This is a genomic window from Mesorhizobium sp. P2_A8, assembly GCF_056404935.1.
The window spans coordinates 337,913-360,016 of sequence record NZ_JBFUDB010000009.1 but is presented as its reverse complement, the minus strand read 5'-3'; the positions used below and the strand labels follow the sequence as shown (position 1 = coordinate 360,016).

Sequence of the window (22,104 nt, the reverse complement as noted above, 5' to 3'; positions counted from 1 at the left end):
GGAAAAACGTCACCGAGCGGCGCTTTCGCGCGGCAGTTGACTTGTCTGCCGGAGTGATTATCTCGGGCGAGACTCCCTTCAGGTGACAAATGACCAAGCTGACTTTCATCACCCATGACGGCACACAATTCGACATGGACGCCGAAAACGGCTCGACGGTCATGGAGAACGCGATCCGCAACGCCGTCCCTGGGATCGAGGCGGAATGCGGCGGCGCCTGCGCCTGCGCGACCTGCCATGTCTATGTCGACGAGGCATGGACGGCGCAGGTCGGCGAGCCGGAAGCGATGGAAGAGGACATGCTGGACTTCGCCTATGACGTCCAGCCGAACTCGCGGCTCTCCTGCCAGATCAAGGTGCGCGACGCACTCGACGGTTTGGTCGTGCGGGTGCCGGCCCGCCAGGGCTGAGACTCCGCTTTTTTTGCCGGCTGCTGCTTGGCAGCGGGGGATTGCTCATGCAGTGTCACGCGGTTTCCGCTACAGCGCCGCGCGTCCTCTTGGACGTGCAAAGGACGCTGTAGCACTTGTTATTTGGCGCATGATCCTTTCCGAAAATCGATTCCGATTTTCGGGGTCATGCGCAGCGAGGCGCATCGCATGACCAACATCACCAAGACAGACGTCCTCATTGTCGGGGCAGGGCCGGTCGGCCTGTTTGCCGTGTTCGAACTCGGTCTGTTCGACATGAAGTGCCACCTGATCGACATCCTCGACCGGCCGGGCGGCCAATGCGCCGAGCTTTATCCGGAAAAGCCGATCTACGACATTCCCGGCTGGCCTGCGATTTCGGCGCAGGGTCTGGTCGACAAGCTGCTCGAGCAGATCGCTCCGTTCAAGCCTGAGTTCATCCATAACCGCATGGTCTCCAGTCTTGAAAAACTGGAGGACAGCAGCTTTCGCGTCACCACCGACGAGAATGAGGTGTTCGAGGCCAAGGTTGTGGTGATTGCTGCCGGCGGCGGCTCTTTCCAGCCCAAGCGGCCGCCGATCCCGGGCATCGAACCCTATGAAGGCAAGAGCGTCTTCTATTCGGTGCGCAGGATGGAGGATTTTCGCGGCCACGACCTTGTCATTGTCGGCGGCGGCGACTCCGCGTTGGATTGGACGCTGAACCTGCAGCCGGTGGCGAAGAGCGTGACGCTGGTGCACAGGCGGCCCGAATTCCGCGCCGCGCCCGACAGCGTCAACAAGATGTATGCCATGCAGGAGATGAAGCAGCTGGAGTTCCAGGTCGGGCAAGTGACGGGACTGACCGGCGCCGACGGCCAACTCACATCGGCTGTCATCAAGGGCCCGGACGGCGATGTCGAGGTGCCCTGCACGCGTATGCTGCCGTTCTTCGGCCTGACCATGAAGCTAGGTCCGATCGCCGAGTGGGGGCTCAATCTTCACGAGAACCTCATTCCGGTCGATACCGAGAAGTTCCAGACGTCGGTGCCCGGCATCTTCGCGGTCGGCGACATCAACTGGTATCCCGGCAAACTGAAGCTGATCCTGTCGGGCTTCCACGAGGTGGCGCTGATGGCGCAGGCCGCCAAGCGCATCATCAGTCCCGGCGAGCGCATCGTGTTCCAGTACACAACCTCGTCGACCAGCCTGCAGAAGAAGCTTGGCGTCGTCGACTGAGCCGCCGGATGGCTCAGTGTCGCCTTGACAGCTATTCCGCCATCACCGGCGCATGCTCGGCGTGGCCGCGAAGCGGTATTTCCGGCATCAGGCCGAGTGCGACCAGCGCCATGATGAGCGTCGCGGCGGCGACAAGGAAGATCATGACGAATGGCGCAGCCGAAATAGCCTGTCCGACGGCCAGCGTGCCTTCACCGGCAAGCGGCAGGCCGTAGCCGAGGGCGACAGCGCCGAGCATGGCGACGCCCAGCGCGCCGCCCAGTGAGCGCAGGAAGGTGAGCACGCCGGTTGCAACACCAAGGTGCGAGCGGTCGACGGCGTTCTGGACCGATACGGTGGCAACCGGGAAGGTCGTCCCGCTGCCCAGACCGATGCAGATCGTCAGGATCTCGACGACCAGCAGCGAGGCGTGGCCGGCGACAAGAGCGAGCAGGCCGAGGCATATTGTGGAGAAGAGCACGCCCACCATGGCGATCCGCTTGTAGTGGGTGAAATGCTGTAGCAAGCGTCCGCTGAGTGTCGCGCCGGCCACGGTGCCAAGCAGCAGGCCTAGCATCGCCAGACCCGACGAGCTGACGGAGAGACCGACGATCGACTGCAGATAGACAGGCAGGTAGACCGCCAGACCTATGTTGGCAGCCTGCAAAAGGAACACTGACAAGGTGCCGGCGAGAACGACTGGGTTGCTGAGCACCTCGAGCGAGATGAGCGGTTCAACGGCGCGCAGCAGACGCAGTGCGAAAGCAGCCCAGAAAACCGCCGACACGGCCAGCAGCCCGAGAATTTCGCGCGAAAGCCACGGATATTCGCTGCCGCCCCAGTTGAGCGCCAGCAGCAGCAATGCCGTAGCCGCGACAAGCAGCAGCGCGCCGAGGCCGTCGATGCGATGCTGCTTTGCGGCGATCGGCAGCTTCTTGAGCGGCTTGTTGATGATCGCCATGGCCAGCAGGCCGAGCGGAATGTTGATCCAGAAAATCAGCGACCAGTGGAGATGTTCGGCAAAAGTGCCGCCGAGCAGCGGCCCGGCGATGCTGGCGACAGCCCAGGTGCCGGAGATCCAGGCAGTGTAGCGCGCACGCTCGCGTGGCGGAACGAGGTCGCCGATGACGGTCTGCGTCAGGGTGAACAGGCCGCCACCACCAGCGCCCTGGATCGCCCGTCCGACAACCAGCACAAACATATTGGGGGCCAACGCGCTGACCAGCGATCCCAGGAGAAAGATCAGGATCGCTGCATATACGGTTGGCCGGCGGCCATAGACGTCAGAAATCTTGCCATAGAGCGGCGCCATGGCGGTCGCGGTCAAGAGGTATCCGGTGACGATCCATGGCAGATATTGTGCATGGCCGAGCGCATGCCCGATGGTCGGCATGGCAGGTGCTACGATGGTCTGATCGAGTGCCGCCAACAGCATCGACAAGAGCACGCCGGCGATGATGGCGTTCTTTTCGGCTTCGGTCAGCGGCGTGCCGGTTTCCACCATCGTTTGCTTGTCGACAGCCTGGTCCATGATCGTTCATCCGTAAAGTTGCGATTGACCGGCCTTGCTCGGCCGTTCCGGTCTTTTGACCATTTCGATCGCTTGGCGTTTTGAAGCCCGCCCCTGGCGAGCCTGATATATGTCGTCCCGTATAGGCCGATTTCGACAGGCGCTCGAAAGTTTTTCGAGGCTGGCATTACGCTTCGGCGAATTTGGCTTTCGCCGGCGCCGCTTGGCTTTCGTGTCAGGTGGGCGGCAGCTGACCGCTCTCGATTCGTTCGATGCGATAGCGCAGCAGCCTCAGGATGCGGCTTTCGAAATTGACGCTTTCGACACGATCGAACTGCAGCTGAGCCTGGTCATGCCTGGCAAGAACGGCCGCGGTGATTTCGGCGGCCTTGGCCTTGGCGGCATCGCAATTCTTTTGCGGGTAGGTGGCTTTCAGGGTTTCTTCGAGTTCGCGGCCATGGTTCTTGGCAATCTCGACATGGCGCTCCTCATGGCGCTTGATGTCGGCGGACAGCGTATCCCAGAACAACCTGACATCGGCGTCGGCCTTGCGTGGGCGGCGCCACTCGGGAAGGATCACCTTCACCTTGACGGTCACCACGGCGTCGGCGATCCGGCAGGAGTTCGGTGTCTGGGCATAGCTGATGCGGGTCGTGAAGGCCATCTGCGTGGCGCCCGGGTGCCGCCCGCCCGTGCTTTTCACCTCCGGCCCGCGTTTGGAGAGCTGTGCCTCGATGTCGTCGAGCGTGCTCCCGCCAATGGCGAAATAGCTGTACGTCTTGACGAGATTGGCCGCACCGGCCGGGATCGCGGTCACGGCAAGCAGCTGCGCACAGAGCAGGGCTGGTTTCACGCCAAGCATGGATCGTTTCATCATGTTGCCTCTTCGACCACCTTGCTTTACGGCCGTTGCCGGCGCAACGGAATTGATCCGCTGCGGATCACACATCGTTGATGAGCCTCTTGGTTGATGAGCCCCATGGTTGCTGAACAATGACGGCCAGGCGATGGCAGTTGGCGCATGGACGCCATCTCGACCTTGGCGGCAAAGCCGTGGTCGTCGGCATCCTCAATGTCACGCCCGACAGTTTTTCCGACGGCGGTCTGTTCGACGCCCCCGAAAAGGCGCTGGCCCAGGCACGGCGCATGATGGCGGAAGGGGCACGGGTCGTCGATGTCGGCGGAGAATCGACCCGTCCCGGTGCCGCCGCGATATCGGCGAGCGAAGAACAGGCCCGCATCCTGCCGGTGATCGAAGCGCTCGCGAGCGCCGGCGAGGTGCTGATTTCGGTCGATACCTATCGCGCGGACACCGCCCGGCTCGCGGTGGCCGCCGGCGCGCATATCGTCAACGATGTCTGGGGTTTGCAGCGTGAGCCTGACATAGCCCGCGTCGCCGCCGACACCGGCGCCGGGCTTGTCATCATGCATACCGGGCGAGATCGCGCGAAGCTGGCGGACGTGATTGCCGATCAACTGGCGTTCCTGCGGAAGTCGCTGGAGATTGCCCACCAGAATGGCGTTGCCGACGACCGTATCGTGCTTGATCCCGGCTTCGGCTTCGCCAAGGAGACGGCGGAGGAAAATCTCGACCTGATGGCTCGCTTTTCCGAACTCAAGGCACTCGGCTTGCCGCTTATGGCCGGTACTTCGCGCAAGCGCTTCATCGGCACAGTCACCGGCCGCGATGCGGCTGACAGAGGTGTTGGAACAGCGGCGACCAGCGTCATCCTGAGGCTGAAGGGCGCCAATCTGTTTCGCGTCCATGATGTCGCATTCAACGTGGACGCATTGGCGCTCGCAGATGCTATGCTGGCGCGTCAAACCGACTGGGCGAAAGACTGAGCGATGTATGTCATCCGCATGAAGAATTGCGCCTTCTTTGCCCGGCACGGCGTGCTGGACGAGGAGGAAAGGCTCGGCCAGCGCTTCTATGTGGATGCCGCTCTTACCGTCGATCCGGGCCGGGCGCTTGTCGAGGATTCGATCGAGGACACGGTCAATTACGGTATCGCTTTCACGGTGATCGAAAAGATCATCACGGGGCAGCGCCGCTTTCTGATCGAGTCCCTGGCGCTCGAGGTGGCCCGAGCACTGACGGCGCGTTTTCCACAGATCAAGAAGGCCGAGATCACGGTGCGCAAGCCAAACGCTCCGGTGCCCGGCGTGCTCGATTACGTCGAGGTGACCGTTGTCTGGCCCGAATAGCACGGTCTATCTCAGCCTCGGCGGCAATCTTGGCGACCCGGCAAAGTCGATGGGCGCGGCGTTGCGCATGCTGGATGGCGACGCGGATACGCGTGTCACCGGCGTTTCGTCGCTCTATCGCACGCCGCCCTGGGGCAAGCTCGATCAGCCGGACTTTCTCAATGCGGCTGCCGAAATTTCCACCGGACTTCAGCCACGCGCCTTGCTCGACCTCTGCCTCGATGCCGAGCGCAGGCTGAAGCGGGTGCGTGAGGAGCGCTGGGGACCGCGGCTGATCGACATCGACATTCTGGTGTTCGGCGAACGCGTCATCCATGAGACCGGACTGGAAGTGCCGCATCCACGCATGCTGGAGCGGGCCTTCGTGCTGGCGCCACTGGCCGAGATCGCGCCCAGCCTGGTTGTCGGTGGCCGCAGCATCACCGACCGGCTGGTCGCCGTCGACACTTCTGGCATCGAACGATTGCCATCCGGCCGGGACTGGTGGCTGGTCTAGGTGCGTTGATATTCAGGTGATGCCTGCAACGGTGAGTTCCTGCGCTGCTTGGAGCGAGGCAGCAACGGGATCTTTTAACCGGAGAAGCCGCCGCCATCCAGGAACGTCTGCTCTTCCGGTGTGGTCTCGCGGCCAAGCATCCTGTTTCGGTGCGGAAAACGGCCGAAATTCTCGATGATGTCGCGGTGCTCGAGAGCGTATTTCAGATAGGGCTCCGCCCTGGCCTGCGTCAGCCCAACCGACAAATGCTGGTCGGCGAGCAGTTCGGAATGCTCATACGGCAGATAGAGGAAGACGCGGAGGTCTTCGTCGAGCGCCAGATCATGGCCAGCCGCGATCGCCTTTGCGGCGAAATATCTGGCGAGCGGATCGGTCGCGTACATATGGCCGGTGCCGCGAAAGCAGTTCCGCGGAAACTGGTCGAGCAGGATCATCAGCGCCAGCGAGCCTTCGGCGTGTGCCGACCAGTCGTCGCATTCACGCCGCGCGGCGGCGTAGTGCAGGTCGAGAAAGCGGTTCCGGAAGTCGGCATCGAATGCCTCGTTCTTCTCGAACCATGCATCCTCGCCGGCATCGCGCCAGAATTTGGTGACCGAGAGGGCTCTGCTGTCCAATTCCATGCATGGTTCCTTTGTTCAATCCGCGGGTTCGGATTTGTGCAGAACACCAGCCGTCTCTTCATTGAGTGCCTGGCCGGTACGGCGCGGCGGGGTGAGGGGTGTGGGAATGGGCGTTCCGATATTGCCCCTCAAGAATCGCTGTCCAGCGCGAACGCCTTCGGCGAGCTGGGTTTCGAAACGGGCGGTATCGCGGCGCCGCACATCCTCGATCACCTCGGCGACGTCTTCGGGATCCACGCCGAGCGATTCCAGCGCCGAACCTCCGAAAACCAGCGCCGATTCGAAGGTTTCGCGCAGCTGGAAGTCGACGCCGGCACGAATGAGCTGCAGCGCCGTTCCGCGGTCGAAAGCCCGGGCAAGCACGGTGAGCAGTGGGAATTCGGCCTTGATCAACTGGGCAATGCGAACGGCCACATCTGGCTTGTCGACGCAGATCAGCACGGCGCGCGCCCGGCCAGCACCCGCTGCGCGCAGGATGTCCAGCCGCGTGCCGTCGCCATAGTAGACCTTGAAGCCGAAATCGGCGGCCGCCTGGATCATCTCGACATCATTGTCGATGATCGACACATCGATGCCGCGCAGCAGCAGCGGCTGGCTGGCGATCTGACCGAAGCGGCCGAAGCCGATGATCAGCACGCTGCCGGTCAGGCCATCGGCGACGTCGACGCCGTCGAGCGACTGCTCGTCGCGCGGCGTGAGATACCGCAGCGCGATGATCGCCAGCGGCGTCAGCACCATCGAGATGATGACGATGGCCGTCAGGGTCGCGTTGGCCTGGTTGTCGATGATGCCGACCGCAGCGGCCGCCGAATAGAGGACGAAGGCGAATTCGCCGCCTTGCGCCATGAAGACCGCACGTTGCAGCGCTTCTCGATGGCCGGTTTTCAGGAGGCGGGCGACGATGTAGATGCCGAACGCCTTCATCACCATGTAGGCGACGACATAGATGGCAATCAGCCGCCAGTTCGCGACCACCACATGCAGGTCGAGCGACATGCCGACGGCAAGGAAGAACAGGCCGAGCAGGATGCCGCGGAAGGGTTCGATGTCGGCTTCGAGCTGATGACGGAAGGTCGATTCCGACAGCAGCACGCCGGCCAGGAAGGCGCCCATCGCCATCGACAGGCCGCTGAGCTGCATGGCGAGCGCCGATCCGAGAACGACCAGCAGGGCCGCGGCGGTCATCACCTCGCGGGCACGGGCATCCGCCAGGATGCGGAAGAACGGATTGAGCAGGTAGCGTCCGGCTAGCACCAGCCCGACGATCGCGGCAAGGCCGATGCCGACTTCGGTGAACCGCTCCGTCAGGCTGGTATCTGCCCCGCCGGGCGCCAGAAACGCGATCAGGGCCAGCAGCGGCACGATGGCCAGGTCCTCGAGCAGCAGGACCGATACGATGCGCTGGCCTTTCGGCTCGGCGATTTCACCGCGTTCCTCGAGAAGTTGCATGACGATCGCCGTCGAGGTCAGCACGAAGCCGGCGCCGGCGACGAAGGATTGCGAGATTGGAAACCCGCCCGCCACGCCAACAGCGGTCAGCAAGACCGCGCAGACGCCAACCTGCAGCGCGCCGAGGCCAAAGATCTCGCGGCGCAGGCCCCACAGCCGTGACGGCTGCATCTCCAGCCCAATGATGAACAGGAACATCACCACGCCGAGCTCGGCGACGTGAAGAATGGCTTCCGATTCGGAAAAGACGCCGAGGCCGAACGGACCGATCACCACACCGGCAGCCAGATAGCCGAGAATCGAGCCGAGGCCCATGCGCTTGAAGATGGGAACGGCGACAACGCCGGCTGCAAGCAGTGCCACCACCTGGACCAGATCGCTGCTCGATGCCTCTACCGCCATGCCGCCATTCCGCTCGTTTGAGGACCGATTCCGATTTCGGAGGTCTGTGACAAGCGGCGAAGATAGGGGCTTCGGCGGGGATCGAACAGCCCGAATCAGGATCACCGGCGATGTTGCAGGCGCGTTACACAAGTTGACGCCGGGACCGCGTTGCATCTTGCCACAATCGAAGGCTAAGGACGCTCGGCTTCGGCCATGGAGGGTGAGCGACGATCAAGTCGAGCCCTTTTGAGGAGATGACTGACATGAAGAAGTTTTTGTTTGTTGCCGTCGGCCTGGCGGTGCTTGCCGGTTCGGCTTGCTCGAAGGCACCTGAGTGTACGGCCGAGATCGCGACCAAGAAGGCGCAGGACATGGCTGCCGCGCTGCAGGAAGCCATCACCAAGGACCCGTCCAAGGCAGCTGATCTGACGGCCAAGGTGCAGGCCGTGACAACCAAGTATCAGGGCGCCACGACGGTGGCCGACGCCTGCAAGGCCTATGACGAGGTGACGGCCGCGATCAAGGGCTGAGCACCTGATTTCGACCGATTTGAACGAGGCGGCGACCGGTGGGTCGCCGCCTTTCTTGTCTCCAGAGGGGTTCATCGTTTCCTGGAAACGCCGTCCCGCTCTATCTTTTTATCGGGCGCAATTTTGGACGGAAAACCGTTTCACACTTTTCCCGGATTTGCTTCAGGGATCGATGATTGTTCAGTTCGGTGCGATGGAGCCGACTTCGACGGCGTCGACGCGCTTCAGACTCATGCCGATCACCGGTACCAACTGATCGTCGACGCGCACCGCAATGGTCACCGTCATTGAATTGTCGTCGGGGATGCGGGCCTGCATGACGCCGCGCAACTGGTTGCGGTTGATGGTGAAGACCACCTTGCGGGCGTCGACGACATTGCCGCCAATGATGTCGAGGCCGGAGCCGGTCGCGCCGCCCATGAAGCTGCCCTTGTAACCTTCGCGGCCCTGGCGCTCTATCTTGGCCGACATCGGCTGGGTGAACATGCCGACCCGGCAGCCACCGTCGAGCGACATGCCGACCTTGCCGTCCGGTGTCGAGCCGGTGAAACTGCAGTTGAATTTGGTGCCCTTGTACTTGCCGGCGACGATTTCGCCGGGACCGATCCATTTGCCTTCGGCCGACTGGAAAAACTGCTTGTCCGGTTCCGCCGCGGAAGCCGCTCCGGCAATACCGACGACTGACGTGATCACGGTTGCCAGGGGCAAGACGCTGGACAGAATTACGCTTTTCATCGACGACACCCGGCAACAAAGAGGCTGTTTGGAACCCGTCTGACCATGAACAAGATTGGTTAATGCTTCGTCACTACGGGGCCGCCACAAAGCAGGCCGGCAACAATTCCGAAGGTCCAAACATTGCCGCCCGGCTTACTTGCCGGATGGGGTCGTTTCAACATCTTTCCTGGTTGCAAACGAGGTCAGCGCCGAGAGGAAATCGCCCAGTCCCGGACGTTTCGCGGCGCTGAAGGGCAGGGGGCGTGCCGTCTCCATCGCCGCGATCCCGATGCGCGCCGTCATCATGCCATTGACGACGCCCTCGCCAAGCTTGGCCGAGAGGCGTGCCGCCAGGCCGTGACCGACAATCTGCTGGACGAAACTGTCGCCGACGGCGATCGAACCGGTGACCGCCAGATGCGCCAGCACGCTGCGCGCCAGGCGGAAGAACCCCAGCGTCCCCGGTCGTCCGCCATAGAGCTCCGATAGGCGGCGAATGAGGCGTCCGGCCTCGAACACGACATAAGCGACATCGACGAGCGCGCGCGGGCTGACCGCCGTTACCAGCGAGACGCGCTTGGCGGCTTCGAGAATCATCACCTTTGCCCTGGCATCGAGGGGGCCGAGAATTTCGGCTTCGGCCAGGCGCACCAGATTGCCGCCGTCGATGATTTCGCCGCGCAGTTCGGCCAGTGCGCGCCGGCCGGCTGCGGTCTCGGGCTTGGCCGCGACAAAGGCCGACAACTCGTCGACCACCGATCGTGCCACCTTGGGGTCGTCGCGTGCAATGGCATCGAGCGCCCGTTTCTGCAGCTTTTCGACTTCGGCGAGGCGGGCGATTGCCAGGAACTCACGGATCAGGATGACCAGAAGTGCCAGCATAGCGATGGCCGCCATGCCGGCGGCCAGCCAGCCCAGCCATTCAGCGCGTACAAAGAGGTCACGGATGAGCTCATCGGTCCACAGGCCGACTGCCAGCGAAACCAGCACACCAAAGGCACCGAAGAAGATGCTGCCGAGCAGTGACCGCCTTCTGGGCGCGATTGCCGGCGGCGGCTCGGCCGCGACGATGTCAGGCTCGTCGAAGACATCGACTTCCGCCGGAATGACCATCGCGACATCGCTCTTCATCGCCCGGGGCTTCCGCTGGGCGTCCGCCTGGGCACGGATGCCGGCCTGGGCTGGGCGCGCCTCTGGCGCCTTTTGTCTTGATGCGACTTCCGGCTCGATGCGAAATGCGGCCGGCTTGCGGGGCGCGGTCATGCCAGATGATCTCCAATCAGGAACTGCAAGGCACGGTCGAGCCGGATATGCGGCAGCGACAGCGTGACACCTTCGGCCGTGCGTTCGAGCTTTGGTGGACGGAAACGAACGAAGCGGATTGCCGGATCCACGGAGTCCTGCTTGTGATCGGGTCCGGAAATATCGAACACAGCATCAATATTCTCCGGTAAGTCGCCGGGAAATATGGCCGTTTCCGACTTTCCATCGAATGTTTCGCCATTGATCTTCTCGCCGGCGATCGGCGTGCCGATGATGACGGGAAGCACCTCTCGACCCTGCTTGACGGTGCCTTCGCGCGTCGCGCGCACCGCCGCCATGGCGACCACATCGACATCGGCGCCGGTGAAATTCGCCCGTGCCACGGCGCGGTCGGCAAGCCGCCGCACGATCGCCTGCAGGCGATCGTGGCTTTCGTGGTGCAGATGGTCGGCCTTGGTCGCGCCAACCAGTATGCGGTCGATGCGCCGCGAAAACAGGTCGGTGAGGAAGCTGCCGCGGCCGGGACGAAAACAGCTGAGGATCTCGGTCACCGCCCGCTCCAGGTCGGCCATGGCACCGGGGCCGGCGTTCAGCGCCTGCATGGCGTCGATCAGCACGATCTGGCGATCCAGGCGTGTGATGTGTTCGCGGAAGAACGGTTTGACGACATGCGTCTTGTAGGCCTCGTAACGCCTGTCCATCATGGCGTGTAGCGACCCTGGACGCGGACGCTTGTCGCCGAGCCCAGCGAGGGGCGCGAAAGTCAGCGCGGGCGAGCCTTCGAGATCGCCAGGCATCAGGAAGCGGCCGGGCGGCAAGGTCGAAAGCGCCCGCTCGTCCAGCTTGCACGCCTTCAGATAGGCAGCGAAGCTTTCGGCCAGGCGGCGCGCCGTCATCTCGTCGGCATCGGCGTTCGTGTCGATCTGCGCCGACAACGCCCGCCAGGCCTGCGACAGGTCCTCGCGCACCGGCAGAACTGCCATTTCGAAGGCTTCGCGGGAAAAATCGGCGAAGGATTTGCCGAGCAGCGGCAGGTCGAGCAGCCATTCGCCGGGATAGTCGACGATATCGACCGACAGTTTGCCGGAGGAAAACATGCGGCTCCAGCCGGAGGCCGATTCATATTCGATGGTCAGCCGCAATTCCGAAATGGCGCGCGTCGAATCAGGCCAGGCGCGGTCGTTGACCAGGGCGGCGATGTGATCCTCGTACTGGAAGCGCGGCACGGCGTCGTCGGGCTGCTGTTCGAGGAAGGCGCGCGCGATGCGTCCGGATTTCTGCGCCTTGAACAGCGGCAATCGCCCGCCATGGATCAGATTGTGGACAAAGGCCGATATGAACACCGTCTTGCCGGCGCGAGACAGGCCCGTGACACCCAATCGCAGCGAGGGAGAGAAAAGCCCGGTGGCGCGGCCCGAGAGCGTGTCGAGGGCAATCCTCGCCTCGTCGGTGAAGGTGGTCAGCGATGATGCCAAAATATGATCTCTCGGGCCTCGGTTCGTCCGATATAGGCTCTGGACCCCGGCTTTGAAATGCCTTCAGAGATCGGCCGGCGTCAGGAACGCTTCGAGATAGCCGGCGCCCTGGGCGGCTTTTGTCAGATCGCCGTCGAAGTGGACGACCGCCAGGCCGGTCGTCGGGAACCCATGATTGAGTGTTGCCCGCGCCGTCTCGTCGCCATTGCCCGAAACCGCCATGGCGAGATCTTCCGTCATCGGGTTGTGGCCGATAACCAGTAACGAACCGGATCCGCCATTGTCCCGGATCAGCCTGAGGTAACCGGCGGCGTCCTCGCTGTAGAGCGAATCGAAGAACAGGACCCGGCCTGTGTCGGTCTGACCGGCCAGGCCTTCCAGCGTCTCTTTCGCGCGTTTGGCGTTGGAGCAGAGGGTCAGGTCCGGAACATAGAAGCGGGACCGCATGGCGGCGCCCATCATCTCTGCATCCGCGCGGCCGGATGCGTCGAGCGGGCGATCGAAATCGCGCATGCCGGGCAATGCCCAGCCGGCCTTGGCATGTCGTAACAGATAAAGCGTACTCACCCAACCTCCGCTCACGCCGAATGCCGAAGCTTCCAGGATTAGCCACGAGAAGGGCGCTGCGCACAATGGCCGTGTTCATCGAATACAGCGAATCACCCATGGTGCGGTGCCGGAAGAGGGGTTTGTGCATCGGCCCGAAGATCACAGCCGATCTTCGGGAAGCATGTTGCCCGGGATTCAAAGTGTCGCAGCGTAGTTTGGTATCAAAACGACTGTGCGCCGTTGCAAAGGCGCCCGCCACCGCACATTAACAATTGCGTGAGACAGCCGCCGATTGCGCTTGTGCAGGCGCCGGACCGCGAATATATAGGCGCCAAATTTGGGGCTGTTTGGGTGAGTCGAATGAACGACATCGTTACCGCCGATTACGTACCCTCCGAGGACGAGCCGTTCATGAACGAGCGGCAGAAATCTTACTTCCGCCTAAAGCTCGTCACCTGGAAGAATGACATATTGCGCGAAGCGCGCGAAACACTCGAAATTCTGCAGCAGGAAAACGCCAACCACCCCGATCTTGCCGATCGCGCCTCTTCGGAAACCGACCGCGCCATCGAGCTCCGGGCTCGCGACCGTCAGCGAAAGCTCATTTCCAAGATCGATTCCGCCCTGCAGCGCATCGACGAAGGCACCTACGGCTATTGCGAGGAGACCGGCGAGCCGATCGCGCTGAAGCGGCTCGATGCGCGTCCGATCGCGACATTGTCCATCGAAGCGCAGGAGCGGCATGAGCGCCGCGAAAAGGTCTATCGCGACGACTAACGCATCGCCCATGGGCTGCGCTCAAGGCAGTTTGCGGCGATGTTGATGTTGAAATGGCCGGTTTTCCGGCCATTTTTGTTTGGTGCGCCATGCCTCCGTCTGAACAAACCAAGGCACGCGCAAGACCCCTGACCGGTCGAATTTCCCGGCTGGCGGGCAGATCAGAATCCAATCATCTCTTCTGGCTGGAGAGTTCGCCCAGAAGCTTTGTCATTTCATCGTCGAGCGACGGCGGTGCCTTCGCCTCTGGTTTGCCGGCCGGGGCGCTCGAACGGGGCTGGTCAAGCGACACTTCGAGTTCCTTCATCAGTGTATCGTCGACGGTGTCCTGCCTTGGCTGCGGCGGTGGCGCGTGCCTGACGGCATTGGCATTTGCGGATCCATAGGCGGGCAGCGGCGTGACATTGGTCGGCTGGTAACTTTGCGACTTCGGTGCTGGTGGTGGCGCCGGCGTTGTTTGGCGCGGGCGGGCGGGCTGCGCCGTGTTCACCGGCTGCGGAGCGGGTGCCTGCCTCGCCGTCTGCGCAGCGGGTTGAGATGCACGTGGCTTCGCCACCGGGGCCGCGGTGGCCGGGGCCGGCTGCAAGCCGCCGTCGCCGGTCAGCGCCGGTCGGCGTAGCGCCGAAAGCCGGATGTCACGTTCGACAACAACGTCGGTCGGGCCGCCGATCAGAAGCAGATGTTCGATATCATCGCGGCGTATCAGCACCAGCCGTCGATGGCTGTCGACGGCGGTGGCGTCCATGACGGCCAGCCGCGTCTTGCGATTCCTGCCGCCTGCAACAAAGGTTCCGAACGTCAGATTGCGCACGAGCTTGATGATGACGAGAACGATGACCAGCAGGACGAGCGCCGCAAACGTCCACAACAGTGCTGCGGCATAACCGGGGCCCGCCACGCTATCCAGCCATTGCATTGGTTTTACCTGATTGCCCTTGGAAGTGACGCGACACTAGACCGTTGCGGCAGGCCACCGCAAGTTGCGTTTCGCGCTTGATGAACAGCTTGAAAACTCCGAAGGCCGGAAGACATCATTTTTATCTGACATTTGCCGCCCAGGCCTTTTCCGGACTAGGAGAATGTGATTCAACCCGATAGGGGCGGGTGTCGGAACACCGGAATTCACGAGCAGGGGGCACATGGCCAAGGAAGCGCGCGGCGATTTCTATCCGGTACCGATCGTCGACCAGAATACGCGACCGGGCGCGGTTACCCGGCTCATTATTTTCATCGTCGTTCTGACCGGCGCCGCCATCGTCTTCGGCCTTTTCCGCGAGCGCCTCGGCGACCCGTTCCTGCTCGGCATGCTCGGTGTGCTGGCGATGATCGGTGTCGGCTTCCTGTTCGCCACGGCGATCGGCTTCGTGCAGATCACGCCACGCTCGACGGGTGACGAATTGTCGAAGGCGTTCGTTGATTCGATGTCGCAAGGCCTTCTCGTCACGGACACCAAGGGTCGCGTCGTCTACGCCAATCGGGCCTATGCCGATATGACCGGTGCGACGTCGGCGGCCGACCTGAAGACGGTCGAGGGATTGCTCTCGGATGTCCCCGAAGCCTCGGTGACGATCTATCGGCTGGCGTCGGGCTTGCGCGACGGCCAGCCGGGCGACGGCGAGTTTCGGCTGGCGCAGTCCATTCGGCCGGGCGCCGAGCCCGGCGCCCGCTGGTACCGGGCGCGTGCCCGCGCCTTCAGCGTTCCGGGCCAGCGGCTGCCGATGCTGGCCTGGCAGCTTGCCGACATCTCGCAGGAGCGGGCCGAGCAGGAACGTTTCTTCCTCGACCTGCAGAAGGCGATCGATCACCTCGACCACGCGCCAGCCGGCTTCTTTTCGGCCGACCAGGACGGCCGCGTCACCTACATCAACGCCACGCTTGCCGAATGGCTAGGCATCGACCTTACCAGCTTCACGCCCGGCTCCGTCACCTTGCCGGAGATCGTCGCCGGCGACGGCATGGCACTGGTCCGCTCGGTCAAGGCCGACCCCGGAACGACACGCAACGCGGTCATCGATCTCGACCTGACGACGATGACGGGAGAAGCGCTGCCGGTGCGCTTCATGCATCGCGTTTCGGCCAGCCGTGAAGGCCTCAACGGCCCGACGCGCACGATCGTGCTCAACCGCACGCAGGGCGAGGACGCCTCGGCCGATCTGCGTGCGTCGGAAGTGCGCTTCACCCGCTTCTTCAACTCGACACCGATGGCGATAGCCGGCGTCGACCACAGCGGGCGCATCCTGCGCACCAACGCGCCTTTCCTGTCGCTGTTTTCGTCCGTCGTCGACCGCGACGCCGTCGATCGTCGCGTGCGGCTCGACACGGTCATCCATGAGCGGGACCGGCCGGCCTTCGCCGCGGCTTTCGAAAAGGCGCAACAGCGGCAGGCCGACATCGAGCCGATCGATACCTTGCTGCCCGGCAACGACGACCGGCACATCCGTTTCTACGTCAACGCGGTCGCCGACGGCACCGGCGGCGAGGGCGCCGAGGAGTCGGCCATCGTCTATGCCGTCGAGACGACCGAGCAGAAAGCGCTCGAAGGGCAGATGGCGCAAAGCCAGAAGATGCAGGCGGTCGGCCAGCTTGCCGGCGGCATCGCGCATGATTTCAACAATGTGCTGACCGCCATCATCATGGCGTCGGACCTGCTGTTGACCAACCACCGCCCGTCGGACCCGTCCTTCCCCGACATCATGAACATCAAGCAGAACGCCAACCGGGCGGCCTCGCTGGTGCGGCAATTGCTGGCCTTCTCGCGCAAACAGACGCTGCGGCCGGAAGTGCTCAACCTGACCGACGTGCTGGCCGATCTCAGGATGCTGCTGGCCCGCCTGGTCGGCAACGACATCAAGCTGAAGGTCGACCATGGCCGCGACCTGTGGCCGGTCAAGGTCGATATTGGGCAGTTCGAACAGGTGGTGGTCAACCTTGCAGTCAATGCGCGAGACGCGATGCCGGCGGGCGGCGACCTCACCGTGCGCACCCGCAACGTGGCCGCCGAGGAGTGCAAAGCCTTTTCGTATCGCGAACTCACCCCGGCCGACTATGTCGTGGTTGAGGTCGAGGATACCGGCAGCGGCATAGCGCCCGACGTGCTGAAGAAGATTTTCGAGCCCTTCTTCACCACCAAGGAGGTTGGCAAGGGTACCGGGCTTGGCCTGTCGATGGTCTACGGCATCATCAAGCAGACCGGCGGCTTCATTTTCTGCGATTCCGAGGTCGGCAAGGGCTCGACTTTCCGCATTTTCCTGCCGCGTCATATTGCGGAAGCGAAAAAAGAGGGCGAGCCCGGCGATGTGCCGGCGGCACCGGCGAAGGTCGCGGATGCGGCCAAGGATCTGTCGGGCTCGGCCACGGTGCTGCTCGTCGAGGACGAGGACGCCGTGCGCATGGGCGGCATGCGGGCGCTGGTGTCGCGGGGCTACACCGTGCACGAGGCATCCTCGGGCGTCGAGGCGCTGGAAGTGTTCGAGGCGTTGGGCGGCAAGGTCGACATCGTCGTTTCGGACGTGGTGATGCCGGAAATGGATGGGCCGACGCTGCTTGGTGAATTGCGCAAGCGCCAACCTGACATCAAATTCGTTTTCGTGTCCGGCTATGCCGAGGATGCATTCGCCAGAAATCTGCCCGCAGATGCGCATTTCGGCTTCCTGCCAAAGCCATTTTCGCTCAAGCAACTGGCGACGATCGTCAAGGATGTGCTGGAGTCTTAGAACCGCCTGACGTTCTTTCCTTGCACAATGCCGCGACAACGCCATGATTGCGGGTGAAACGGCAGACGGGCTTGGGGGAGCAGCGGTTGACGCCACACAACGAAGCAGACAAGGGTGCCTACGCCGACACGGTGTTGTTGCCGGGCGACCCGCAGCGCGCCGAATGGATGGCGCAGACTTTTCTGGAAGCGCCGCGTTGCATCAATCGCCGACGCGGTGCCCTTGGCTATACCGGACTGTTTCGCGGCAAACCCGTCAGCATTCAGGCGACGGGCATCGGTGTCTCGTCGTTTCTGATCTATGTGCATGAATTGCTTGACTATTATGGCGTCCGGACGTTGATCCGCACAGGCACCTGCGGCAGCCTGACCGCCAAGGCCAAGTTGCGCGGCCTTGTCATCTCGCAATCGGCGCAGCCGGAAAGCGCTCGAAGCGGTCAGGTCTTCGGCCTCTACAAAGCCGTCGCCGGTCCGGATCCGGCACTTCTCGCATGCGCGCTGGCCAAGGCAGCCGAACTTGGCGTCGATCACTGTGCCGGCCTGACGGTCTGCAGCGATATCTTCTATCACCCGGATGGACGCGGCCGCTTTGCCGATGCGCAGGCAGAAGGAGCCCTGGCTGTGGATATGGAAACCAGCGCGCTTTATCGCATCGCCGGGCATTTCGGCGCCCGGGCGCTGTCGATCTGCACCGTGGTCGACAACATCGAGACCGGTGAACTGACCGACTACTCCGAACGCCAGGAACTGTTCGCCGATATGACCCGGCTGGCGCTCGCGGTCGCCGTGGAAGGACGCTAGGTTCACCGTTTCACGGAAACCGCCGAGCCGCTCTATCTCTTTGTCTGACGCAAATTCCCTAGGGAAAAGCGCTACTCGCTTTTCCCGAGAACACCGTTTCACACTTTTCGTGGAATTGCTCTAGGCGGCTTGCCGCTTCGGCAGCATCTGCTCATCCATGCCTGGCCGATGGCCGCGCAAATAGAGCGCGCAGGTGGTGCGCAGCATCGATGCAAAGTTCGGAATGGCACCATTGATCTCGATGGCTTCGTCATAAAGCTTCGAGATGAATTTGGGCGTCGTCAGGTTCTGGTTTTCGGCGATTTCATCAAGCAACGCCCAGAATGTCGCTTCCAGCTGGATGCTGGTCGAGTGGCCGTCAATGCGAATCGACCGGTTGATCTGGCGATAGCCTTCGGGATCCTGGCCCGCAAATACCCTGCACATCCGACAAACCTCCCATGCTTATTGGTCTTGGGCGGGCAGGCGTGCAGTCTGATACTGCTTGACCTGTCCCCGTTCGCATTGTCGGGCAAAATTGCCGGAACGGCAATCGGACTTTCGTCCCTGTCGCCGATGCCAGTCATTTCACAGTTTTGGACGTGGTAACCGGCTGCCACCACCTTTTCCCCGCTCTGCCCATAATCGGTTCCACACTAGGGCGGAGACTGATTTGGCCAAGGCGATCCATTCCATGATCCGGGTTCTCGACGAGGCCCGATCCGTCGACTTCTACAGAAATGCTTTCGGGCTCGATGTCGCCGACAGGCTGGACTTCGAGACGTTCACACTCATTTACCTCAGCAATGCCGAAACGGGGTTCGAGCTCGAACTGACCGTGAACAAGGGCCGGACCGAGCCTTACGGGCTCGGCGATGGATACGGCCACCTCGCGGTCTCGATCGCCGACCTCGACAGCGAACATGACCGCCTCGGCGCGCTCGGCCTCAATCCCAAGAAGATCGTCGAGTTCAACAGCGACGGGTCGCTGATCGCCCGCTTCTTCTTCATCGAGGATCCGGACGGCTACAAGATCGAGGTTCTGCAACGCGCAGGCCGCTTCCAATAGGAGACGGTGCAGCCGCACCGGCGGGTGCGGCGCCAGCAACGGCGCTCTCAAGCATGTCGTTTTGGGATAACGACATGCAAAAACAAGAACTTGAGGCTCGTCAATTGTGACTCGCTTCAAGAGGGCGAATAGCAAGCAGGGAGGAATACATGGTCACGATCTATGACGGGAAGCCTGGACTTTCACGTCGCGAGCTTCTCAGACGCGGTGGGATCGGCGCGTTGCTCGTCATCTCCGGCAGTGCGGTCATCAGCCCCGAACACGCCTGGGGGCTCGAGACATCGGCGCTCAAGCCCGAAACGATGGCGACGCTGATCCAGTTGGCGCGCGACATCTATCCGCACGATCAGGTTCCCGACAAATATTACGCCATCGCCGTGAAAGGCCATGACGAACAGGCCGGCAAGGACGCCGCCTACAAGACGATGATCGAAGACGGCATCGCTGACCTCGACAAGAAGTCGGGGGACAGTGGCTACCGGGGCCTTGGCTGGGAGGACCAGCGTGTCGCGGTGCTGAAGCAGATCGAGGCGACGCCGTTCTTCCAGGCCATCCGTGGTGGCCTCGTCGTCAGCCTCTACAACCAAAAAGAGGTCTGGCCGATCTTCGGTTACGAGGGCGAGTCCTTTTCCAAGGGCGGCTACATCGCGCGTGGTTTCAACGACATCGAGTGGCTCTGAGCCCGTCGTCCCGACACCCCGCAAACAGAAAATCATGGGAGGAAACCATGGCTGCAGCATTTGATCTGAACAACGACGGTGTGGTCGTCATCATCGGCTCGGGCGCCGGCGGCGGCACGCTCGGCAACGAACTTGCCCAGAAGGGGGTCGACGTCGTCATCCTGGAAGCCGGCGCGCGTCACGAATATGAGGACTTCATCAACGACGAGTGGGATTCGTTCACCCAACTCGCCTGGAAGGACAAGCGCACCACCTCCGGCGACTGGCGTGTGGCCAAGGATTTTCCGAATCTGCCGGCCTGGATCGTCAAGTCGGTCGGCGGTTCGACGACCCACTGGGCGGGAGCGTCGCTGCGTTTCCAGGAACACGAGTTCAAGACGCTTTCGACCTACGGCAAACTGGAAGGCGCCAATCTCCTCGACTGGCCGATCACGCTGGCCGAGATGGAGCCCTACTATGCCAAGGCCGAAGCCAAGATGGGCGTCACCGGCACCAATGACTGGCCGAGATTGCCGGGCAACAACAATTTCAAGGTGTTGAAGGCCGGCGCCGACAAGCTCGGCTACAAGGAATGCCACACCGGCAACATGGCCATCAACTCGGTCGAGCGCGACGACCGCATGTCCTGCCAGCAAACCGGCTTCTGCTTCCAGGGCTGCAAATGGGGCGCCAAATGGTCGACGCTCTACACCGAGATCCCCAAGGGTGAGGCGACAGGCCATCTCGAGGTCAGGCCGAACGCCATGGCGATCAAGATCAACCACGATGCCTCGGGCAAGGTGACCGGCGTCGTCTACGCCGACAAGGACGGCAAGCTGCAGGAACAGAAGGCCCGCATCGTCGCCGTCGCCGGCAACTCGATCGAAAGCCCGCGGCTGCTGCTCAATTCGGCATCTGGCAAATTCCCCGACGGCCTTGCCAACTCGTCGGGGCAGGTGGGCAAGAACTACATGCGACACACCACGGGCTCGGTCTATGCCATCTTCGACAAGCCGGTGCACATGTATCGCGGCACCACCATGGCCGGCATCATCCGCGACGAGGCGCGCCATGATCCGTCACGCGGTTTTGTCGGTGGCTACGAGTTCGAGACGCTGTCGCTGGGCCTGCCGTTCATGGCGGCCTTCCTCGATCCGGGGGCCTGGGGACGTTCGTTCACCACGGCGCTGGACCACTACGACCATATGGCCGGCCTGTGGATCGTCGGCGAGGACATGCCGCGTGCGGAGAACCGCGTCACGCTGCATGCCGACATGAAGGACGAGCACGGCATGCCGATCGCCGATGTGCATTTCGACGATCATCCGAACGACAGCGCGATGCGCAACCATGCCTACAAGCAGGCCGTGGCGCTTTACGCGGCGGTCGGCGCCACGCGCACCTTCCCGACGCCGCCCTATCCGTCGACCCACAATCTCGGCACCAACCGGATGAGCGGGAAGGCGGCCGACGGCGTCGTCAACAAACACGGCCAGACGCACGACATCAAGAACCTGTTCGTGTCGGACGGCAGCCAGTTCACGACGGGTGCCGCGGAAAACCCGACCCTGACGATCGTGTCGCTGGCGATCCGCCAGGCCGACTACATCGCTACGCAAATGTCGGCCAAGACGATCTGAGCCGTCAAGACATTGCCCCGGTCAGCGGGGCGGTGCCAAGCTTCAGTCCTCCCGGACCGTCAAGCGGAACGCGTAACGCGTTCCGCTTTTTTGTGGACCGGAATGACCAGGCGCTGAACGGCTGCCCGTCCTTGCGGCAACATCCAGATGACATGGAAAGACTGGCAGACTGCCGAGGCGGCTTCTGTTGCCCCGGGATGGCCTACTGGCCGGCTCCCTTTGTGCAGGTCGAGGCGGTGAAGGCGCCGTCGGGCTGCTTCATGATGATGTCAAAGGAGGGCGCGGTTTCGCCGTCCAGCGTTGCCTGGGTCAGCGACAGCGAGTTGCCGCCGGCGGTATAGCCGCCGAGCGGCCCCAGCCAGGAGATCACGCCATTTGCATCCATCTGATAATTGTAGCCCTGCTGGGCGGTCCCGAAGGTGACCGGGCCGCTGTAGACATTTCCCTTGATGGTGATGTCGCCGAGGTTGAGAAACATGCCAAGCAGGTACACTTCGCAGTGGTAGATGCCGTCGGGCATCTTGCCGTCGCTGAAGTCGGCTCGCCCGGCACCGGTGGCTGCCGCCAGAACCAATATGCCGACAAAAATGCGTGAAATGCCTGATGCCATGACGTCGCTCTGTTGAGGGGCGAGCTTGCCCTATTTTTGCGCCGAGCCG

Annotated in this window: 23 protein-coding genes; 12 read left to right on the top strand and 11 right to left on the bottom strand. The window is 62.6% G+C overall.

Annotated elements, in window-relative coordinates; all coding sequences use genetic code 11:
* Positions 1–89 precede the first annotated feature (89 nt).
* Complete coding sequence (locus tag AC1D10_RS26930) at positions 90–410, top strand: 2Fe-2S iron-sulfur cluster-binding protein (protein WP_477277262.1); 321 nt, start codon at positions 90–92, stop codon at positions 408–410.
* 189 nt (positions 411–599) lie between these two features.
* Positions 600–1,628, top strand: a complete 1,029-nt coding sequence (locus AC1D10_RS26925; protein WP_477277260.1) for an NAD(P)/FAD-dependent oxidoreductase — start codon at positions 600–602, stop codon at positions 1,626–1,628.
* Between the two features lie 31 nt (positions 1,629–1,659).
* Here AC1D10_RS26925 and AC1D10_RS26920 read toward each other — a convergent pair whose 3' ends face one another.
* Together AC1D10_RS26920 and AC1D10_RS26915 are read right to left on the bottom strand one after the other, a co-directional pair.
* The gene (locus tag AC1D10_RS26920) at positions 1,660–3,138 is read right to left on the bottom strand and encodes an MDR family MFS transporter (protein WP_477277259.1); all 1,479 of its coding nucleotides are present in this window, start codon (positions 3,136–3,138) and stop codon (positions 1,660–1,662) included.
* A 214-nt stretch (positions 3,139–3,352) separates the two neighbouring features.
* Positions 3,353–3,994, bottom strand: coding sequence for a DUF922 domain-containing Zn-dependent protease (locus AC1D10_RS26915; protein ID WP_477277257.1), 642 nt, complete (start codon positions 3,992–3,994; stop codon positions 3,353–3,355).
* A 116-nt stretch (positions 3,995–4,110) separates the two neighbouring features.
* On the opposite strand from AC1D10_RS26915, the gene folP reads away from it, so the two are divergent.
* From folP to folK, 3 genes are read left to right on the top strand one after another with little or no spacing between them, the layout of a single operon-like run.
* Positions 4,111–4,962, top strand: a complete 852-nt coding sequence (gene folP / locus AC1D10_RS26910) for a dihydropteroate synthase (protein WP_477277255.1) — start codon at positions 4,111–4,113, stop codon at positions 4,960–4,962.
* Positions 4,963–4,965: 3 nt separating this feature from the next.
* A complete protein-coding gene (folB, locus tag AC1D10_RS26905; protein WP_056582260.1) occupies positions 4,966–5,325 on the top strand; it encodes a dihydroneopterin aldolase in 360 nt (119 codons plus the stop codon).
* Positions 5,309–5,821, top strand: coding sequence for a 2-amino-4-hydroxy-6-hydroxymethyldihydropteridine diphosphokinase (gene folK, locus AC1D10_RS26900; protein ID WP_477277253.1), 513 nt, complete (start codon positions 5,309–5,311; stop codon positions 5,819–5,821). Before folB ends, folK begins: the two co-directional genes overlap by 17 nt.
* Positions 5,822–5,895: 74 nt before the next feature.
* Here the strand turns inward: folK and AC1D10_RS26895 are convergent, their stop codons facing one another.
* Both AC1D10_RS26895 and AC1D10_RS26890 read right to left on the bottom strand, forming a co-directional pair.
* Positions 5,896–6,441 carry a DUF924 family protein gene (locus tag AC1D10_RS26895; RefSeq protein WP_477277251.1) on the bottom strand — a complete coding sequence of 182 codons (546 nt, stop codon included), beginning with the start codon at positions 6,439–6,441 and terminating at the stop codon, positions 5,896–5,898.
* A gap of 15 nt (positions 6,442–6,456) precedes the next feature.
* Positions 6,457–8,292, bottom strand: a complete 1,836-nt coding sequence (locus AC1D10_RS26890; RefSeq protein WP_477277249.1) for a monovalent cation:proton antiporter-2 (CPA2) family protein — start codon at positions 8,290–8,292, stop codon at positions 6,457–6,459.
* Positions 8,293–8,537: 245 nt separating this feature from the next.
* Between AC1D10_RS26890 and AC1D10_RS26885 the strand changes: the two genes are divergently transcribed.
* Complete coding sequence (locus AC1D10_RS26885; RefSeq protein WP_379104174.1) at positions 8,538–8,804, top strand: hypothetical protein; 267 nt, start codon at positions 8,538–8,540, stop codon at positions 8,802–8,804.
* Between the two features lie 180 nt (positions 8,805–8,984).
* Here AC1D10_RS26885 and AC1D10_RS26880 read toward each other — a convergent pair whose 3' ends face one another.
* The 4 genes from AC1D10_RS26880 to AC1D10_RS26865 form a co-directional block, all read right to left on the bottom strand.
* Positions 8,985–9,539, bottom strand: a complete 555-nt coding sequence (locus AC1D10_RS26880) for a hypothetical protein (protein WP_477277247.1) — start codon at positions 9,537–9,539, stop codon at positions 8,985–8,987.
* Between the two features lie 135 nt (positions 9,540–9,674).
* A complete protein-coding gene (locus tag AC1D10_RS26875) occupies positions 9,675–10,784 on the bottom strand; it encodes a YcjF family protein (protein ID WP_477277245.1) in 1,110 nt (369 codons plus the stop codon).
* Positions 10,781–12,259 (bottom strand): YcjX family GTP-binding protein, encoded by a 1,479-nt coding sequence (locus AC1D10_RS26870; protein ID WP_477277243.1) that lies wholly within the window; start codon positions 12,257–12,259, stop codon positions 10,781–10,783. The genes AC1D10_RS26875 and AC1D10_RS26870 overlap by 4 nt, the downstream gene beginning before the upstream one ends.
* A gap of 63 nt (positions 12,260–12,322) precedes the next feature.
* The gene (locus AC1D10_RS26865) at positions 12,323–12,826 is read right to left on the bottom strand and encodes a SixA phosphatase family protein (RefSeq protein ID WP_477277241.1); all 504 of its coding nucleotides are present in this window, start codon (positions 12,824–12,826) and stop codon (positions 12,323–12,325) included.
* A 342-nt stretch (positions 12,827–13,168) separates the two neighbouring features.
* Here AC1D10_RS26865 and dksA point away from each other — a divergent pair, with 342 nt between their 5' ends.
* The gene (gene dksA / locus AC1D10_RS26860; protein WP_006202025.1) at positions 13,169–13,585 is read left to right on the top strand and encodes an RNA polymerase-binding protein DksA; all 417 of its coding nucleotides are present in this window, start codon (positions 13,169–13,171) and stop codon (positions 13,583–13,585) included.
* 172 nt (positions 13,586–13,757) lie between these two features.
* Here dksA and AC1D10_RS26855 read toward each other — a convergent pair whose 3' ends face one another.
* Complete coding sequence (locus AC1D10_RS26855; protein WP_477277239.1) at positions 13,758–14,501, bottom strand: hypothetical protein; 744 nt, start codon at positions 14,499–14,501, stop codon at positions 13,758–13,760.
* Positions 14,502–14,724: 223 nt separating this feature from the next.
* Between AC1D10_RS26855 and cckA the strand changes: the two genes are divergently transcribed.
* Positions 14,725–17,298, top strand: coding sequence for a cell cycle histidine kinase CckA (gene cckA / locus AC1D10_RS26850; RefSeq protein WP_477277237.1), 2,574 nt, complete (start codon positions 14,725–14,727; stop codon positions 17,296–17,298).
* Between the two features lie 86 nt (positions 17,299–17,384).
* Positions 17,385–18,098, top strand: coding sequence for a purine-nucleoside phosphorylase (locus tag AC1D10_RS26845; protein ID WP_477277235.1), 714 nt, complete (start codon positions 17,385–17,387; stop codon positions 18,096–18,098).
* Positions 18,099–18,218: 120 nt separating this feature from the next.
* On the opposite strand, the gene AC1D10_RS26840 is transcribed toward AC1D10_RS26845, so the two are convergent.
* Positions 18,219–18,524 carry a ribbon-helix-helix domain-containing protein gene (locus tag AC1D10_RS26840; protein WP_477277233.1) on the bottom strand — a complete coding sequence of 102 codons (306 nt, stop codon included), beginning with the start codon at positions 18,522–18,524 and terminating at the stop codon, positions 18,219–18,221.
* Positions 18,525–18,750: 226 nt separating this feature from the next.
* Between AC1D10_RS26840 and AC1D10_RS26835 the strand changes: the two genes are divergently transcribed.
* The 3 genes from AC1D10_RS26835 to AC1D10_RS26825 all read left to right on the top strand — a co-directional run bounded on the left by AC1D10_RS26835 (position 18,751) and on the right by AC1D10_RS26825 (position 21,445).
* Complete coding sequence (locus AC1D10_RS26835; protein ID WP_379104191.1) at positions 18,751–19,146, top strand: VOC family protein; 396 nt, start codon at positions 18,751–18,753, stop codon at positions 19,144–19,146.
* Between the two features lie 149 nt (positions 19,147–19,295).
* A complete protein-coding gene (locus AC1D10_RS26830) occupies positions 19,296–19,826 on the top strand; it encodes a gluconate 2-dehydrogenase subunit 3 family protein (RefSeq protein ID WP_477277231.1) in 531 nt (176 codons plus the stop codon).
* A 47-nt stretch (positions 19,827–19,873) separates the two neighbouring features.
* On the top strand, positions 19,874–21,445 hold the full coding sequence (locus AC1D10_RS26825; protein ID WP_477277229.1) for a GMC family oxidoreductase: 1,572 nt from the start codon (positions 19,874–19,876) through the stop codon (positions 21,443–21,445).
* Between the two features lie 202 nt (positions 21,446–21,647).
* Here AC1D10_RS26825 and AC1D10_RS26820 read toward each other — a convergent pair whose 3' ends face one another.
* Positions 21,648–22,055, bottom strand: a complete 408-nt coding sequence (locus tag AC1D10_RS26820; RefSeq protein WP_477277227.1) for a hypothetical protein — start codon at positions 22,053–22,055, stop codon at positions 21,648–21,650.
* Positions 22,056–22,104 lie beyond the last annotated feature (49 nt).

Excerpts from the sequence above, each read along its gene's own strand:
- AC1D10_RS26915 (WP_477277257.1), bottom strand. The coding sequence starts at position 3,994 with ATGATGAAACGATCCATGCTTGGCGTGAAACCAGCCCTGCTCTGTGCG.
- cckA (WP_477277237.1), top strand. The coding sequence starts at position 14,725 with ATGGCCAAGGAAGCGCGCGGCGATTTCTATCCGGTACCGATCGTCGAC.
- AC1D10_RS26855 (WP_477277239.1), bottom strand. The coding sequence starts at position 14,501 with ATGCAATGGCTGGATAGCGTGGCGGGCCCCGGTTATGCCGCAGCACTG.
- AC1D10_RS26820 (WP_477277227.1), bottom strand. The coding sequence starts at position 22,055 with ATGGCATCAGGCATTTCACGCATTTTTGTCGGCATATTGGTTCTGGCG.
- AC1D10_RS26925 (WP_477277260.1), top strand. The coding sequence starts at position 600 with ATGACCAACATCACCAAGACAGACGTCCTCATTGTCGGGGCAGGGCCG.
- AC1D10_RS26885 (WP_379104174.1), top strand. The coding sequence starts at position 8,538 with ATGAAGAAGTTTTTGTTTGTTGCCGTCGGCCTGGCGGTGCTTGCCGGT.
- AC1D10_RS26890 (WP_477277249.1), bottom strand. The coding sequence starts at position 8,292 with ATGGCGGTAGAGGCATCGAGCAGCGATCTGGTCCAGGTGGTGGCACTG.
- dksA (WP_006202025.1), top strand. The coding sequence starts at position 13,169 with ATGAACGACATCGTTACCGCCGATTACGTACCCTCCGAGGACGAGCCG.
- AC1D10_RS26895 (WP_477277251.1), bottom strand. The coding sequence starts at position 6,441 with ATGGAATTGGACAGCAGAGCCCTCTCGGTCACCAAATTCTGGCGCGAT.
- AC1D10_RS26875 (WP_477277245.1), bottom strand. The coding sequence starts at position 10,784 with ATGACCGCGCCCCGCAAGCCGGCCGCATTTCGCATCGAGCCGGAAGTC.
- folP (WP_477277255.1), top strand. The coding sequence starts at position 4,111 with ATGACGGCCAGGCGATGGCAGTTGGCGCATGGACGCCATCTCGACCTT.
- AC1D10_RS26825 (WP_477277229.1), top strand. The coding sequence starts at position 19,874 with ATGGCTGCAGCATTTGATCTGAACAACGACGGTGTGGTCGTCATCATC.
- AC1D10_RS26930 (WP_477277262.1), top strand. The coding sequence starts at position 90 with ATGACCAAGCTGACTTTCATCACCCATGACGGCACACAATTCGACATG.
- AC1D10_RS26920 (WP_477277259.1), bottom strand. The coding sequence starts at position 3,138 with ATGGACCAGGCTGTCGACAAGCAAACGATGGTGGAAACCGGCACGCCG.
- AC1D10_RS26830 (WP_477277231.1), top strand. The coding sequence starts at position 19,296 with ATGGTCACGATCTATGACGGGAAGCCTGGACTTTCACGTCGCGAGCTT.
- AC1D10_RS26840 (WP_477277233.1), bottom strand. The coding sequence starts at position 18,524 with ATGTGCAGGGTATTTGCGGGCCAGGATCCCGAAGGCTATCGCCAGATC.
- AC1D10_RS26880 (WP_477277247.1), bottom strand. The coding sequence starts at position 9,539 with ATGAAAAGCGTAATTCTGTCCAGCGTCTTGCCCCTGGCAACCGTGATC.
- folB (WP_056582260.1), top strand. The coding sequence starts at position 4,966 with ATGTATGTCATCCGCATGAAGAATTGCGCCTTCTTTGCCCGGCACGGC.